15 protein-coding genes and 1 riboswitch are annotated in these 15836 nt (G+C 71.7%); of the genes, 13 read left to right on the top strand and 2 right to left on the bottom strand.

Going from position 1 to position 15836, the window contains the following annotated elements; translation table 11 throughout:
• Window positions 1–27: 27 nt before the first annotated feature.
• The 5 genes from HF995_RS02410 to HF995_RS02390 all read left to right on the top strand — a co-directional run bounded on the left by HF995_RS02410 (window position 28) and on the right by HF995_RS02390 (window position 3514).
• Window positions 28–720, top strand: a complete 693-nt coding sequence (locus HF995_RS02410; RefSeq protein ID WP_168446212.1) for a LuxR C-terminal-related transcriptional regulator — start codon at window positions 28–30, stop codon at window positions 718–720.
• A gap of 55 nt (window positions 721–775) precedes the next feature.
• Window positions 776–1132, top strand: coding sequence for a hypothetical protein (locus HF995_RS02405; protein WP_168446211.1), 357 nt, complete (start codon window positions 776–778; stop codon window positions 1130–1132).
• A 112-nt stretch (window positions 1133–1244) separates the two neighbouring features.
• Window positions 1245–1727, top strand: coding sequence for a DUF456 domain-containing protein (locus tag HF995_RS02400; protein WP_168446210.1), 483 nt, complete (start codon window positions 1245–1247; stop codon window positions 1725–1727).
• 96 nt (window positions 1728–1823) lie between these two features.
• Window positions 1824–2864 (top strand): OmpA family protein, encoded by a 1041-nt coding sequence (locus HF995_RS14025; protein WP_168446209.1) that lies wholly within the window; start codon window positions 1824–1826, stop codon window positions 2862–2864.
• On the top strand, window positions 2864–3514 hold the full coding sequence (locus HF995_RS02390) for a hypothetical protein (protein ID WP_168446208.1): 651 nt from the start codon (window positions 2864–2866) through the stop codon (window positions 3512–3514). The genes HF995_RS14025 and HF995_RS02390 overlap by 1 nt, the downstream gene beginning before the upstream one ends.
• Window positions 3515–3523: 9 nt before the next feature.
• Here the strand turns inward: HF995_RS02390 and HF995_RS02385 are convergent, their stop codons facing one another.
• Complete coding sequence (locus HF995_RS02385) at window positions 3524–4009, bottom strand: hypothetical protein (RefSeq protein WP_168446207.1); 486 nt, start codon at window positions 4007–4009, stop codon at window positions 3524–3526.
• 77 nt (window positions 4010–4086) lie between these two features.
• Between HF995_RS02385 and pcrA the strand changes: the two genes are divergently transcribed.
• The 6 genes from pcrA to HF995_RS02355 all read left to right on the top strand — a co-directional run bounded on the left by pcrA (window position 4087) and on the right by HF995_RS02355 (window position 12626).
• Window positions 4087–6624 (top strand): DNA helicase PcrA, encoded by a 2538-nt coding sequence (gene pcrA / locus HF995_RS02380; RefSeq protein ID WP_168446206.1) that lies wholly within the window; start codon window positions 4087–4089, stop codon window positions 6622–6624.
• A 93-nt stretch (window positions 6625–6717) separates the two neighbouring features.
• Window positions 6718–7881, top strand: a complete 1164-nt coding sequence (locus HF995_RS02375; protein WP_168446205.1) for an SGNH/GDSL hydrolase family protein — start codon at window positions 6718–6720, stop codon at window positions 7879–7881.
• A 156-nt stretch (window positions 7882–8037) separates the two neighbouring features.
• Window positions 8038–8676: a hypothetical protein gene (locus HF995_RS02370; RefSeq protein WP_168446204.1), complete on the top strand. Its 639-nt coding sequence runs from the start codon at window positions 8038–8040 to the stop codon at window positions 8674–8676.
• A gap of 130 nt (window positions 8677–8806) precedes the next feature.
• Window positions 8807–9985 (top strand): ADP-forming succinate--CoA ligase subunit beta, encoded by a 1179-nt coding sequence (gene sucC / locus HF995_RS02365; RefSeq protein ID WP_168446203.1) that lies wholly within the window; start codon window positions 8807–8809, stop codon window positions 9983–9985.
• A 32-nt stretch (window positions 9986–10017) separates the two neighbouring features.
• Window positions 10018–10908 carry a succinate--CoA ligase subunit alpha gene (sucD, locus tag HF995_RS02360; protein WP_168446202.1) on the top strand — a complete coding sequence of 297 codons (891 nt, stop codon included), beginning with the start codon at window positions 10018–10020 and terminating at the stop codon, window positions 10906–10908.
• Window positions 10909–11051: 143 nt separating this feature from the next.
• A complete protein-coding gene (locus tag HF995_RS02355) occupies window positions 11052–12626 on the top strand; it encodes a cell division protein PerM (protein WP_168446201.1) in 1575 nt (524 codons plus the stop codon).
• Here HF995_RS02355 and HF995_RS02350 read toward each other — a convergent pair.
• Window positions 12623–13096, bottom strand: a complete 474-nt coding sequence (locus HF995_RS02350) for a hypothetical protein (protein WP_168446200.1) — start codon at window positions 13094–13096, stop codon at window positions 12623–12625. The genes HF995_RS02355 and HF995_RS02350 overlap by 4 nt on opposite strands.
• A gap of 82 nt (window positions 13097–13178) precedes the next feature.
• Between HF995_RS02350 and purN the strand changes: the two genes are divergently transcribed.
• Together purN and purH are read left to right on the top strand one after the other, a co-directional pair.
• Complete coding sequence (purN, locus tag HF995_RS02345; RefSeq protein ID WP_168446956.1) at window positions 13179–13826, top strand: phosphoribosylglycinamide formyltransferase; 648 nt, start codon at window positions 13179–13181, stop codon at window positions 13824–13826.
• A 98-nt stretch (window positions 13827–13924) separates the two neighbouring features.
• Window positions 13925–14014: riboswitch (ZMP/ZTP riboswitch) on the top strand.
• A 35-nt stretch (window positions 14015–14049) separates the two neighbouring features.
• Window positions 14050–15693, top strand: coding sequence for a bifunctional phosphoribosylaminoimidazolecarboxamide formyltransferase/IMP cyclohydrolase (gene purH / locus HF995_RS02340; protein ID WP_168446199.1), 1644 nt, complete (start codon window positions 14050–14052; stop codon window positions 15691–15693).
• The last annotated feature ends 143 nt before the right edge of the window (window positions 15694–15836 follow it).

Raw genomic sequence — 15836 nt, 5'->3', positions numbered from 1 at the left:
CGGGTGGCTGTACGGGAAGAGCGGGCGATGAACGATCAGGTGTCGGCGCAGGTGCGGGACGGGGAGGGTCTCCCGGTCGACGTCGTGCTGGTGGACGACCACTTGATGTTCCGGGCTGGTGTCCGGGCGAGCCTCGACGGACGCGTGCGCGTCGTCGGGGAGGCGTCGGACGTCGACGAGGCCGTCGAGCTCGTCTCGCGGCTGCGGCCGTCGGTCGTGCTGCTGGACGTGCACCTGCCGGGCGGGCAGGGTGGCGGCGGTGCCGAGGTGCTCGCGCGCTGCGAGGACGTCCGCTCGGTGACGCGGTTCCTCGCGCTGTCGGTCTCTGACGCGGCGCAGGACGTCGTGGCGGTCATCCGGGCGGGCGCTCGCGGGTACGTGACCAAGGCGATCTCGGGGCCGGAGCTGTCGGACGCCGTCGTGCGGGTCGCGTCGGGCGACGCGGTGTTCTCGCCGCGCCTCGCGGGCTTCGTGCTGGACTCGTTCGGGACGGCTGCGGCGGACGTCGCTGTGCACGACGACGAGCTGGACCGGCTCTCGGCCCGCGAGCAGGAGGTCATGCGGCTGATCGCGCGCGGCTACTCGTACAAGGAGGTCGCGAGCGAGCTGTTCATCTCGATCAAGACCGTCGAGACGCACGTGTCGGCGGTGCTGCGCAAGCTGCAGCTGTCGTCCCGGCACGAGCTGACGCGGTGGGCGGCCGCACGAAAGCTCCTGTGACGAAGGTCATCACGTTTTACTGACACCGCGTCGGTTCCTCTCCTAGGATGAGCCCATGGACATCGTCTACAAGGTCATGCTCGTGCTCCACCTCCTCTCGTGGGCCTTCATCCTGGGCTCGCTCGTCGCGAACCTCAAGGACGCGAAGATCGCCAAGGGGGCGCTCCACGCCGCGCTCACCGCGCTCGTGACCGGCGTCCTCATGGTCGGCCTCAAAGAGATGAACGACGGCTCCGTCAACCAGGTGAAGATCGGCATCAAGCTGCTCGTCACGATCGTCATCACGGTCATGACCGTGCTGGGTGAGAAGAAGCCCGAGCGCGTCACGAAGGGCTACATCGGCGGCATCCTCGCCCTCGTCGTCCTCAACGTCTCGCTCGCGATCGGCTGGGGCAACACCCACACGGCCTGACGCCGCACAGCACCGACGAGACCCGGAGCGCCACGACGGTGCTCCGGGTCTCGTGCGTCCGGGCACGGCTCCGACACGGGCGCGGCCCCGTACCCGCACCTAGTGTGGTCCCGTGGATGCGTGGGGAGAGGTGCTCGTCGGGCTGGTCGTGCTGCTCGGGCTCGTCGGTGTCGTCGTCCAGGTCCTGCCGGGCTCGCTCATCGTGCTCGGCGCCGTGGTCGTCTGGGCGATCCTCACGGGCGGCTGGGTCGCGTGGACCGCCTTCGCCGTGGGCGTCGCGGCCGTCGCGCTCGCGGCCGTCGGCAAGTACGTCCTCGCCGGGAAGCACCTGCGCAAGGCGGACGTCCCCGGCTCGACGCTCGTGTGGGGCGCCGTCGTCGGCATCGTCGGGTTCTTCGTGGTCCCTGTCGTCGGGTTGCTGCTCGGGTTCCCTCTCGGAGTGTTCCTCGCCGAGCTCGCCCGCCGCAAGGACGCTCAGGCCGCGTGGGCTGCGACGCGCGTCGCGCTGCACGCGACGGGCATCACGATCCTCGTCGAGCTCGCGGGTGCGCTCGTCGCCGCGGGCGCCTGGGTCGTCGGCGTGCTGCTGACCTGAGGCGCAGCATCGAGCCCGCGGTTGCCGCACCTCTCACGCCGGTGGACGATGGTCCCCGACCTGGCCGTCCGACCAGTCCTCAGGGGGCATTCTTTCGTGAGACGCACATGGCTCGTGGCAGCGACCGTCCTGGTCGGCCTCACCCTCGGCGCGACCCAGGCAGCCGGCGAGGGGGCTCCCGCGGCACCCGAGATTCCGGTCGCTGGGACCTTCACCTATCCGCACTTCGGCAAGGCGTCGGGCGTCCGGGTCGTCGGTGCCGTGCACGCCGTGCGGCGGGTCCCTGGTGCGACGGCGGTGTACTACTCGGTGGGAACAGCGACGGCGTCGGGCGCGCAGCTGCGCACGAACCTCGCGTTCCAGCCAGGCACGCACCCTTTCAAGATCGGCCAGGCGGCGGCCGTGACGGTGACGGACCCTGTCGGGCTGACGGCGTACCGTCCGCTGATCGTCGAGGGATCTGGCGGTCTCGTGTCCGACACGACGAAGCTGACGGCAGACCCGGGCCGTCTCGTCGTCGTGTACGCGATGCTCCCCGAGCTGCCCGCCTCGACGACGACGGTGGACGTCCAGCTCGAGTGGGGCGTGAGCGTCACGAACGTCCCGGTCGAGGACGGCGCGCTGGAACCCGCGGTGGACAGCGATCTCGTCCCGCTCGGCGAGGGATGGCCGGCCCTTCCTCCCGCCGACGTCGTGGCGTCCGCGGACCCTGGACGGTCGACGTTCGCGCTCATGTCGCGCGTCGCGGACACCGAGGAGGCGACGACGACCGAGGAGACGACCGAGGAGGTCTCGGTCAACCTCGCCGCCGACTTCTTCTTCGCGTCGGGCGAGTGGACGCTGTCAGCCAAGGGCAAGGCCAAGGTCGAGGCGCTCGGCAAGACGATCGCGGAGCGCGGCGCGACCACGGTCAAGGTCACGGGTCATACAGACTCGGTCCCGGACGAGCGGATCGGCAACGAGGAGCTGTCGGAGCGCCGCGCCCAGACGGTCGCGGACCTCATCACGACGACCGTGCCGGGCGTCACGATCACGGTCGCGGGGCGCGGTCAGTCGGAGCCCGTCGCCTCGAACGGGACGGACGCGGGCAAGGCGAAGAACCGGCGCGTGACCGTCGACTACGAGGTGGCGAAGTGATGACCACGCCGAGAAGCGCCCAGAGGGCGCGCGGAGCGCTCTGCCTCCTCGCCGCGGCACTTCTCGTCGCGGGCTGCACGGGCGACGACGCGCCCGAACCCACGGCATCTGGCTCGGTGAGCACGCCCACTCCCGGGGCCACGGCTACCGAGCTCGAGGGCCCGACCGTCGCCGACGTCGAGGCGATGGCGGGGGAGCAGGTCGGCGAGACGGAGCCGATGAAGGTCGTCGAGGGCGAGATCCCCGACACCGGCGACGGAACCTTCGACGCGCAGGCCGGTGTCGTCGCGGTCGAGGCAGGGGAGTCGAGCACCCGGCTCGTTGTCACGCTGCGCACGACGTCCGGAGCCGAGGAGACGGTTCCGCTCGACGCGTTCAACGAGTGGTCCCCGCTGACCATGGACGTCCGTGACCTGTCGGTCACCGACCCGGCCGCGCAGACGGTGCTGCTGCCCTACCTCGGTCTTGCCGAAGGGAAGACGCCGCCTGACGGCACGTTCTGCCTGTGCTCGGCCTCGCCCAAGACGCTCGACGGTGACTGGGTCACGGTGTACGCGACGCTGCCGCCGCTCGATCCAGCGACCACGACGGTCTCCGTCGACGTACCGGGCTTCCCCACCGTGACCGAGGTGCCCGTCACGCGCTCCTGACCGCGCCGGTCAGGCGCTGCGCGAGGAGCGTCGGCTGAGCCACGCGACGACGAGCGCGGTCACCGCTGCGATCACGACGACGAACGCGAGGCTCCGACCGAGCCCGCTCCCGACGTCGAACCCGCGGCCGCTCGCTTCCACGTTGGTGCTCCACGCGACGCCGGTCATGACGAGCGCCGAGGGCACGGTGCCGAGGACGGTCGCCGGCAGGAGGCGGCGCCGGGTCGACGGCGGGAGGACGAGCACCGTCACCGTCGCCGAGACGAGCGGTGCGGCGATGCCCGCCAGGAGCAGGGCGCCACCGAGCCTCGACAGGTCGTCCCCGACCGTCGCGCTGATCACCGCGACGGCCACGAAGTACATCGGGACCCATGTGAGCGCACCGGCGACGAGCGCGAGGACGGTGCGGATCGTGCTCGGTCGTTCCGGCGTCGTGGCCTGCATCGACTTCTTCTCCAGGGTGGGGTCGGGTCCGACGGTGGTCGGCGTCGACATTATGTGCCAGCGTGTGGCGGCCCGCGCGTCGGGGCCACCTCCACGGTGTCAGCGGCTCGACGTACCCTTGACGGGCTATGACATCTCTCTTCGACTCCTTGTCCCTGCCCGGATTCGGCCAGCTCGGCGAGGCACGCCTGCCGACGGTCGCGCCGCGCACCTTCGAGGACACGGAGCCGGAGGACGCACCGGGCGCCGACGCCGAGGCCCTCCTCACGGGGCTCAACCCGGAGCAGCGTGCCGCGGTCGAGCACGCAGGCTCGCCGCTGCTCATCGTCGCGGGTGCCGGCTCGGGGAAGACGCGCGTGCTCACGCACCGGATCGCCTACCTCCTCGCGACCGGCCGGGCATACCCGAGCCAGATCCTCGCGATCACGTTCACGAACAAGGCCGCCGCCGAGATGCGCGAGCGTGTCGAGGCGCTCGTCGGCCCGCAGGCGCAGCGCATGTGGGTCTCGACGTTCCACTCGGCGTGCGTGCGCATCCTGCGCCGCGAGCATGAGCACGCAGGCCTGCGGTCGAGCTTCTCGATCTACGACGCCGCGGACTCGCAGCGGCTCATGACGCTCGTCGCGCGCGAGCTCGACCTCGACCCGAAGAAGTTCCCGCCGCGCGTCCTGCTCAACAAGGTCTCGGACCTCAAGAACGAGCTCGTCGACCCGGAGGACTACGCGAAGAAGGTCGGCGGTACCGAGGATGCGCAGGGCGGCGCGAGCTTCGACTCGGTGCTGTCGAGCGCGTACACGCGCTACCAGGCGCGGCTGCGCGCGGCGCACGCCCTGGACTTCGACGACATCATCATGACGACCGTGCACCTGCTGCAGGCGTTCCCCGCCGTCGCGGAGCACTACCGCCGCCGGTTCCGGCACATCCTCGTCGACGAGTACCAGGACACGAACCACGCCCAGTACATGCTCGTCCGCGAGCTCACGGGCACAGGGCCGACGGCCGAGGCACCGCACGCGCTGCCGCCGGGCGAGCTGACCGTCGTCGGCGACTCGGACCAGTCGATCTACGCCTTCCGCGGCGCGACGATCCGCAACATCCTCGAGTTCGAGGCCGACTATCCGGACGCGCGCACGATCCTCCTCGAGCAGAACTACCGCTCGACGCAGACGATCCTGTCGGCGGCGAACGCCGTGATCGCCCGCAACGAGGACCGCCGCCCGAAGAAGCTCTGGACGGACTCGGGCGACGGCGCAAAGATCGTCGGCTGGACCGCGGACAACGAGCACGACGAGGCGCGTTTCGTCGCGGAGGAGATCGACCGGCTCCACGACTCGGACAGCGTCCGTCCGGGCGACGTCGCGATCTTCTACCGGACGAACGCGCAGTCCCGGGCGCTCGAGGAGGTGCTCATCCGTGTCGGCCTGCCGTACAAGGTGGTCGGTGGCACGCGCTTCTACGAGCGCCGGGAGATCAAGGACGCGGTCGCGTACCTGCGGGCGATTGCCAACCCGGACGACGACGTCAACGTGCGTCGCATCCTCAACGTCCCCAAGCGTGGGCTCGGTGACCGCGCCGAGGCCGCGGTCGCGGGCTTCGCTGCGCGCGAGCGTGTGTCCTTCGGCGCAGCACTCGAGCGCGCGGACGAGATCCCTGGTCTGACGAACCGCACGCTCAACCCGCTGCGCGCGTTCGCGGAGCTCATGGCCGAGCTGCGCGCGCTCGCGGACTCCGGCGCCAAGCCGGCTGACGTGCTCGCGGCCGCCCTCGACCGTACGGGCTACCTCGCCGAGCTGCGTGGCAGCGAGGACCCGCAGGACGCGACGCGTGTCGAGAACCTCGCCGAGCTGCACGCCGTCGCGACGGAGTTCTCGCAGCTCGACCCCGAGGGCGACCTCGCCGACTTCCTCGAGCGTGTCTCGCTCGTCGCCGACTCGGACCAGATCCCGTCCGCCGACGACGCGGCGGGCGACGGCGACGGCCGGCCCGTCGTCGAGCAGGGCATGGTCACGCTCATGACCCTGCATACGGCGAAGGGTCTCGAGTTCCCGGTCGTGTTCCTCACGGGCCTCGAGGACGGCACGTTCCCGCACATGCGCTCGCTGCACGACGAGAGCGAGCTGTCCGAGGAGAGGCGCCTCGCCTACGTGGGGATCACCCGCGCGCGCGAGCGTCTCTACCTGACGCGGTCCGCCGTCCGGTCGGCGTGGGGCCAGGCGAACGAGTTCCCCGCGAGCCGGTTCCTCGACGAGATCCCTGAGAACCTCATGGACTGGCGTCGGCGGGAGTCGAGCATGTCGACCCTCCGGGGCGGCTACGGCGGTGGGCGATCGCTCTACGGCGGTTCGTCGGGCGGGTCGGGCTCGTACGGCTCGGGCGGGTACGGGTCAGGCGGCTACGGCTCTGCGGGTGGCAGCGGTGCGCGCTCAGGTCCGGTGCGGACCCGGCGTGAGGACCCGCCGTCGCCGTCGTTCGGCTCGGGCAACGCACGGCCCGAGGGGGACGTCCCGGACCTCGCGATCGGGGACCGGGTCACCCACGACTCGTACGGCCTCGGCACGGTCGTCCTCGTCGAGGGGGCCGGCCGCAACGCGGTCGCCAAGGTCGACTTCGGCGTCGACGGCGTCAAGCGCCTGCTGCTCCGCTACTCGCCGGTCACGAAGCTCTAGCACGACGACCAGACGCACGGATCGCCCAGATGCACACCCGCCCGGTGGTTCCGGGCGATCCGTCGCTACTCCGCTCACCGAGACAGGGACCTGATGACTGACACGACCTGGCACACCGTCCCGCTGGACCTCGAGCATGTCCGCGGCGCACTGCGCCTCGAGCCGACCGAGCGGGGCGTGGCCCTGCACCGTCTGCCCGCATGGGCAGTCGAGCAGGCGGCCGACCCGCAGCTGGCGATGGTCGAGGCGCAAGGAGCTGGCGTCCGCGTCGTCCTGCGCACCGCCGCGACGTCCGTCGAGCTCGTGGCGCACCGGACCCGCGTGACCTACGCGGGCGCGCCCGCGCGTCCCGACGGGAGCGTCGACCTCGTCGTCGACGGCGAGGTGGTCGCCCGCAAGCGGTCGTCCGGCGGCAGCACGACCGAGCTCGACATGGTGACCGGCCAGCCGACGTTCATCCCAGGGGAGGACTTCACGGCGTCGTTCACCGGCCTCGCCCCCGTGGTCAAGGACGTCGAGGTGTGGCTTCCGCACAACGAGACGCTCGAGATCGTCGAGGTCCGCGCGAACGCTCCTGTCGAGCCGGTCGCGGAGCAGCGGCGGACCTGGCTGCACCACGGCAGCTCGATCAGTCAGGGCTCCAACGCCGCCCGGCCGACGGGAACCTGGCCTGCGGTCGCGGCGCGCCTCGCAGGGCTCGAGCTGACGAACCTCGGGTTCGGGGGCGCCGCCCTGCTCGACCCGTTCGTCGCGCGCACGATGCGCGACCTCCCGGCTGACGTCATCTCGTTCTCGCTCGGCATCAACATCGTCAACGCCGACGTCATGCGGATGCGCGCGTTCCGCGCAGGCCTCCACGGGTTCATCGACACGGTCCGCGACGGCCACCCCACGACCCCGCTGCTCGTCGTCACGCCGCTGCACTGCGCGATCCACGAGACGACGCCCGGCCCCGGCGCGTTCGACCCTGAAGCCCTCGCGGAGGGACGGCTCGGCTTCCGTGCGACCGGCGATCCCGCCGAGGTCCCCGCCGGGCGGCTCACCCTCGAGACGATCCGCGCCGAGACCGCCCGCATCGTCGCCGAGCGACGCCGCACCGACCCCAACCTGCACCTGCTCGACGGCCTCGAGCTGTACGGCGCCGAGGACGAGGCCGCGCACCCGCTGCGCGACAACCTCCACCCCGACGCCGACACGCACCGTTTCGTCGGCGAGCGCTTCGCCCGCGCCGCCTTCGCGGAGGGTCCGCTCGGCTGAGGGCGTCGATCTCGACGGCGAGCGCGCTGTCGTCCAGACTCGGCCAGACCTGGGCGATGCCCAACGAGGCTGCCGCCGTGACCATTGATCTCGATACTCGCTCGTGACACGGTCGTGCCATCGCGGTCCTGAGGGCCGCCCAGGGGGAGGGGTGTCATGCCGTCGCGTCGTCGCCTGCTCAGCTCGGCCGCGGCTGCCGCGGCCGTCATCGTCCTCGTACCGTGGTCAGGCGGGTGCGCCCGGGGCGATGACGTCGACGCCCGCTGGCCCACGCTCGTCGAGGCGGAGCAACCGCTCCGGCACGGGACCTCGGCGGATGCTTCCATCTCGGGAGGTTCGTGGTCGACCTCGACACTGACGCGGACACCGACGGAGGCCTCGAAGAGCTTCGGGGTCTTCGTCTGCCTCGCGTACGGGGAGAGCGCCCGGATCATCGCGGTCGAGCCCGTCGAACGTATCGGCGACGTGCGCAACCTCCCCGCGATGATCCACACGGTGGGGGCGTCGGAGGACCCGTTCATCTCGGCAGACGGGTACCCCGCCCACATCCCGCCTGACGCCGTTCTGGCACCGATCTCGGAGGGCCAGTTCACGTTCCAATGCGGTGACGACCGCCCGCTCCAGCACGTCGTCGTCGGCCTCGAGGCCCAAGGGCCCGCAGGTGGGGGCTGGCTGGGCGTGCGGATCCGGTACGTGGTCGACGGACGTGCGTACTTTCTCGAGGTCCCGGTCGGGATGCTGATGTGCGGCGAGACGACCGAACCCTGCGACGACGGGACAGGGCAGAACGACTGACACCACGACCGGGCAGGTGTGAGGTGGGCTACACAGGGCCGAGGTCCCGTGACATCTCGTTCCGGTCTACGCTAGGCGGAGGTGTCTCGATGTCGAGACATCCGAGCCGGCCGATGGAAGGACACGCAGGGTGGACCTGTTTGAATACCAGGCGCGCGACATCTTCGAGAAGCACGGCGTGCCCGTGCTCGGTGGCGTGGTCGCCACGACCCCCGAAGAGGCCCGCCGCGGTGCTGAGGATCTGATCGCTCGCGGGAACTCGCCCGTCGTCGTCGTCAAGGCGCAGGTCAAGACCGGCGGCCGCGGCAAGGCCGGCGGCGTCAAGCTCGCGAAGTCCGCCGACGAGGCGCAGCAGCGCGCCGAGGAGATCCTCGGGCTCGACATCAAGGGCCACGTCGTGCGCACCGTGATGATCGCCGAGGGCGCGAGCATCGCCCAGGAGTTCTACTTCTCCGTCCTGCTCGACCGCGCCAACCGCTCCTACCTGGCCATGTGCTCGGTCGAGGGCGGCATGGAGATCGAGCAGCTCGCCGTCGAGCGCCCCGAGGCGCTCGCAAAGGTGCCCGTCGACCCGCAGGTCGGCATCGACCAGGCCAAGGCTGACGAGATCGTCGCGGCCGCCGGCTTCGACGCCTCGATCGCGGCGAAGGTCGCCGACGTCATCATCAAGCTGTGGGACGTCTACAAGGGCGAGGACGCGACCCTCGTCGAGGTCAACCCGCTCGTCCTGACCGAGTCGGGCGACATCGTCGCCCTCGACGGCAAGGTCTCGCTCGACGAGAACGCGGCCTTCCGTCACGCTGACCACGCCGAGCTCGAGGACGCCGCCGCGACCGACCCGCTCGAGGCGAAGGCCAAGGCCGCGAACCTCAACTACGTGAAGCTCGACGGCCAGGTCGGCATCATCGGCAACGGTGCGGGCCTCGTCATGAGCACGCTCGACGTCGTCGCGTACGCCGGGGAGAAGCACGGCGGCGTGAAGCCGGCGAACTTCCTCGACATCGGCGGCGGCGCGTCCGCCGAGGTCATGGCGAACGGCCTCGACGTCATCCTCGGTGACGAGCAGGTCAAGTCCGTGTTCGTGAACGTCTTCGGTGGCATCACCGCGTGCGACGAGGTCGCGAACGGCATCGTCAAGGCGCTCGAGATCCTCGGGGACCACGCGACCAAGCCGCTCGTCGTGCGTCTCGACGGGAACAACGTCGCCGAGGGTCGTCGCATCCTCGAGGCGGCAAACCACCCGCTCGTGACCCTGGCCGACACCATGGACGGCGCGGCCGACAAGGCCGCCGAGCTGGCCAACGCCTGAGCCGGCCCGGACAAGAGAGAAGCGAACGAGACATGGCAATCTTCATCACCGACGCCTCCAAGGTCGTCGTCCAGGGCATGACCGGCTCCGAGGGGCAGAAGCACACGACGCGCATGCTCGCCTCGGGCACGAACATCGTCGGGGGCGTGAACCCGCGCAAGGCGGGTACGTCCGTGACGTTCCCGAAGGGTGACGCCTCCGTCGACGTCCCCGTGTTCGGGACGGTCGCCGAGGCCATCGAGAAGACCGGCGCAGACGTGTCGGTCATCTTCGTCCCGCCGGCGCACACCAAGGCTGCTGTCATCGAGGCGATCGACGCGGGCATGCCGCTCGTCGTCATCATCACCGAGGGCATCCCCGTCGCGGACACCGCGGAGTTCTTCGCGCACGCGCAGGCCAAGGGTGTCCGCCTCATCGGTCCGAACTGCCCCGGGCTCATCAGCCCCGGGCTGTCGAACGTCGGCATCATCCCGGCAGACATCACGGGCCCGGGCAAGGTCGGCCTCGTGTCGAAGTCGGGCACGCTGACCTACCAGATGATGTACGAGCTGCGTGACTTCGGGTTCTCGACGGCGATCGGCATCGGCGGCGACCCGATCATCGGCACCACGCACATCGACGCGCTCGAGGCGTTCGAGCAGGACCCGGACACCGCGGCGATCGTCATGATCGGCGAGATCGGCGGCGACGCCGAGGAGCGCGCGGCCGCGTACATCGCGGAGCACGTCACCAAGCCGGTCGTCGGCTACGTCGCGGGCTTCACCGCCCCCGAGGGCAAGACGATGGGCCACGCAGGCGCGATCGTGTCCGGCTCGTCCGGCACCGCGCAGGCGAAGAAGGAGGCCCTCGAGGCCGCGGGTGTCCGCGTCGGCAAGACGCCGTCCGAGACTGCCGCGATCATGCGGGAGATCCTCTCCGCCTGAGCTGAGCAGAAGCACGACAGCGCCCGCCCGGACCACGTCCCGGCGGGCGCTGTCGCGTCTGTGTTCCGGCGCGGTGTGTGTGAGACCCGTGGTGGTGCGTGTCGGGTCGTCGCCATGTCGGACGCGTGGGCGACGATGGGCGGGTGAGCGCACCGACAGGCGCGCTCGCCGTCCTGGGCCGGCGCCGCCGCGTCATCGAGGACGGCGCAGCGCACGAGCCCCGCACCTCTGAGACAGCACCCTGGGTCACCGGGGTGCTCGCTGCCGTGCAGGCGGCCATCGCGTCGCTCGCGCTGCTCGTCCTGCCCGCCGTCATCGTCTTCGTGCTCTCCTCGGGCGAGCCGACGAACCAGGGCGTCGAGTGGACGACCTCAGCCTCCACGGGAGCCGGCCTGTGGCTCCTCGCGCACGGTGTCCCGCTCGTCGTCGGCGGGACGGACGTCTCGCTCGTCCCGCTCGGCCTGTCCCTGCTCGCTGGGCTGCTCTGCTACGGCTCCGCACGACGTACCGCTCACCCCGGGCTCGCGGCGTGGGGCGCCGGTGTGGGGACGTACACCGCGATCGTCCTGTTCGTGATGCTCGTGTCCGGGCACGCAGGCCTGCCACAGGCCGGCATGGCGGTCCTCGGGGGCGTGCTCGTCTCCGGCGTCGCGCTCGGCGCCGCGTCTGTGGTGCACCCGGACGGGTTGCGCGCAGCGGGCGTGCTGCGGCCGCTCACCGACCGGCTCCCCGCCGCGCTCAGGGTGGGGGTGCGCGGCGGGCTCGTCGTGACCGGGCTCCTCGTGGTCGCGGCGTCCTTCCTCGCCCTGCTGTGGATGTTCCTCGGACGCTCCCGTTCGATGGACGTCGTCACGGCGCTCGGCGTCACGGGCTTCGACGCGGTCGTCCTCGCGGCCGCGCAGGCGACGTACGTGGGCAACCTCGTCGCGTGGGGCACGGCTTGGATCGCGGGCCCGGGCTTCGTGGTCGGCACGGGCAGCCACTTCGGCCCGACCGCCGCAGAGGCCGGCCCCATGCCCGTCGTGCCTCTGCTCGGCGCGCTGCCCAGCACGTCCGACGTGCACCCCGCCTGGTCCCTGGTTCCGCTGCTCGTCGTGCTGTTCGGCATGGTCGCGGGAGTGCTCGTGCGCCGCCGTCTGCCCGGCATGTCGTGGCCGCAGGCAGCCGTCGCGGCCGTGACGACCGCGCTGTGCGCGGGCCTCGTCGTCGGTGCGCTCGCGTCCGTCGCGGGCGGGGCCGTCGGCCCGGGCCGCATGCAGGAGGTCGGCGCCGACCGGTGGGCCGTCGCGGGTGCCGTGACCGCCGAGACGTTCCTCGGCGTGGCACTGTGGCTCGGACTGTGGCACGAGTCGACGCGCGCCTGGCTGGGGAGCCTCGTGACCCGCGACCGCTGGCGCCGCGTGCCCGAGCCGGAGTACGACGCTACGCCAGACGACGCTACGCCCGACGTCGCCACCCGCTCACCCAGGACAGCGCGGTCGGTGCGCACGACGCCGACCGGTCGGACCGCCGGGACGGGACGCACGGCGTCGACGGGCCGCACGGCGACGACGGGCCGCACGGCGGCGACAGGCCGTACGGCAGCGACAGGCGCGAGTTCCGCGACGTCGCGCACGGCGACCACCGGGACCACAGGGTCCACGGCGGCGACCGGCGCCACGGCCGCGACCGGGAGGACGGCGACGACCGCCTCGACCGCCGCGTCGAGCGCCGACTAGTCCGCGGACCCGCCTCGGGCGCGCTCGAGCAGGCCGTCGCGCCACGACTCGAGGTCTGCGTTCAGCCGGTCCTGGCACGCGATGCGAGCCTGCACCGTGATCGCCTCGGCTCGGCAGCGAGCGTCCCGGTCCTGGATGTCCCACACGAGCAGAGTCGACGCGACGGAGAGGGTGAACACCGCTGCGAGGACCGTCCCCGCAGACACGGCCGGCAGGAGCAGGCCGCCCGAGCGGGCGCGCACGGCGGCGACGATCGCGCGGACGCCGACGACGACCGTGACGATCCCGAACGGGATCGTCAGCATGCGCGCCGGGAAGCTCGCGAACGTCGGGAGCATGGTGAAGACCATCGCGACCCCGAGCTGCATGGAGCGGCGCGCCGCGAGGGCGACCTGCTCGGGCTCAGGGGCGGGGCGTGCGGGCTTGCGGCCGGGCTCCGTCGGCGGGCGGTGGGTGAGGCGCTGCGACACCGAGGGGGCTCCGTTCTGACGCGCGGGCACGGCGCCGGGTGGCGCTAGGGTCGGTCCCGTGGCTGATGACTCCGCTCCGATCATGTCCCACCCGAGTGCTGCAGGGCGAACCGACGTGACCCGCGTCGTCGTCCTCGTGTCGGGGGCGGGCTCCAACCTCGCGGCGCTGCTCGCGGCGCACGACGACGACGCGTACGGCGCTCGTGTCGTGGGAGTCGTGTCGGACAAGGCTGCTGCTGGCGGGCTCGAGATCGCTCGTGCTGCGGGTGTCCCGACGGCGGTCGTCGCGCCTGCCGACTTCGAGGACCGCGCCGCGTGGGACCGCGCGCTCGCGCGCAGCGTGAGCGTCTTCTCGCCGGACCTCGTGGTCTCGGCGGGGTTCATGCGCATCCTGGGGGCCGCGTTCCTCACCGAGTTCGGGGGGCGGACCGTCAACACGCACCCGGCGCTCCTCCCGTCGTTCCCTGGTGCGCACGGCGTGCGCGACGCGCTCGCGTACGGGGTGCGCGTCACGGGTGCGACCTTCCACGTGGTCGACGCAGGCGTGGACACGGGCCCGATCATCGCCCAGACGGTCGTCGAGGTCCTCGACGACGACGACGAGGAGTCCCTGCACGAGCGCATCAAGGTCGCGGAGCGGGAGATGCTCGTGGCGCAGGTGGGCAGGCTCGCGCGCGGCGGGCTGCGGGTCGAGGCGGGCCGCGCCGTCGTCGGTCGCGGCTGGGCCTGACGAAGCGCGGGCTGCGGCTGACACTGCAGACGGCTGGGCTCGGCTCTGCCGGCGGCGGCCTCCGACCCTGCGGAGGGTGCGACGGGGCCGCTAGACTGGTCCCTGGTCGTGACTGGCGAAGGTGGGCTCAACCACCGGGAAGCGGCTGAGGTTCCCTGCCGAGGGCGCCGCCCGCCTGGGCGCCCTGTCGGACACGTATCCGAACGCAACCTCAGGAGCCAGCATGTTCTCCTCGCACACCTCTGACCAGGCCGTGACGCCCCTGGCCGACGACGCTCGGCGCCCCGTGCGCCGCGCGCTCGTCTCGGTCTACGACAAGACGGGCCTCGTCCCGCTCGCCCAGGCCCTGCACGCCGAGGGCGTCGAGATCGTCTCGACCGGTTCGACGGCGTCGACGATCGCGGCAGCGGGCGTGCCGGTGACGCCCGTCGAGGCGCTCACCGGCTTCCCCGAGTGCCTCGAGGGTCGCGTCAAGACGCTGCACCCGCGCGTGCACGCGGGCATCCTCGCGGACACCCGTAAGGCCGACCACCTCGCGCAGCTCGCGGAGCTCGAGATCGCTCCGTTCGAGCTCGTCGTGGTGAACCTCTACCCGTTCACGGAGACCGTCGCGTCGGGTGCGACGCCGGACGAGTGCGTCGAGCAGATCGACATCGGCGGGCCGTCGATGGTGCGTGCGGCGGCGAAGAACCACCCGTCGGTCGCCGTCGTCGTCGACCCGGTCGCGTACGACGCGGTCGTCGAGGCTGTCACGGGCGGCGGCTTCACGTATGCGCAGCGCAAGGCGCTCGCGGCGCAGGCCTTCGTGCACACGGCGAGCTACGACGTCGCGGTCGCGTCGTGGATGGGTTCGGTGGTGTCGCCGACGGACGACGTCGCGCTCGACGGCGAGGTCGTCGCGACGGGCTTCCCCGCGTGGATCGGTGCGACGTACGAGCGGGCCGACGTGCTGCGCTACGGCGAGAACCCGCACCAGCGCGCCGCGCTCTACACGGTCGGCTCGGGTGACGCGGGCCTCGCGCAGGCGACGCAGCTGCACGGCAAGGCGATGAGCTACAACAACTACGTCGACGCGGACGCTGCGTGGCGTGCGGCGCACGACCACGGTGAGCAGCCGACGGCGGCGATCATCAAGCACGCCAACCCGTGCGGCATCGCGGTCGGCGCGGACATCGCGGACGCCCACGCCCGTGCGCACGCGTGCGACCCGCTGTCGGCGTTCGGCGGCGTGATCGCGCTCAACGACGTGGTGTCGGTCCAGGCTGCCCGTCAGATCGCGGAGATCTTCACGGAGGTCGTCGTGGCGCCGGGTTACGAGCCGGAGGCGCTCGACATCCTGCGTGCGAAGAAGAACGTGCGTCTGCTCATGGTCGACAACCCGCCGACGGCGGCGGTCGAGACGCGCCCGATCTCGGGTGGCCTGCTCGTGCAGGCGGTCGACCGGGTCGACGCGGACGGTGACGACCCGACGACGTGGACGCTCGCGGCGGGAGAGGCGGCCGACGAGGCGACGCTCGCCGACCTGGCGTTCGCGTGGCGGGCGGTGCGCGCGGTGAAGTCGAACGCGATCCTCCTGGCTGACGGCGGCGCGTCCGTCGGGGTCGGGATGGGGCAGGTCAACCGGGTCGACTCGTGTCGGCTCGCGGTCGAGCGGGCGAACTCGGGGGACGCGGAGCGGGCGCGTGGCGCGGTCGCGGCGTCGGACGCGTTCTTCCCGTTCTCGGACGGCCTGCAGGTCCTGCTCGACGCGGGTGTGCGCGCGGTCGTGCAGCCGGGCGGCTCGGTGCGTGACGACGAGTCGGTCGCGGCGGCGCAGGCTGCGGGCGTGACGATGTACTTCACGGGGACGCGCCACTTCGCGCACTGACGCCGGGCGCACCGACGCCGGGGCGTACTGAGGACCGGGCGAGGGCCCGGCTGCTGCGGCGGCCGGGCCTTCACCGTCTCCCGATCGTGTCCGGAGGGAGGGGCTCGACCACGACCGAACCGCAAAGAACTCTTTGCAAAGAC

The sequence above is a fragment of the Sanguibacter hominis ATCC BAA-789 genome (assembly GCF_012396185.1).
GTDB classification, from domain to species: Bacteria; Actinomycetota; Actinomycetes; order Actinomycetales; family Cellulomonadaceae; genus Flavimobilis; species Flavimobilis hominis.
Note: the sequence above shows the minus strand (reverse complement) of the source record. Positions and strands in the feature narration are given on the sequence as shown.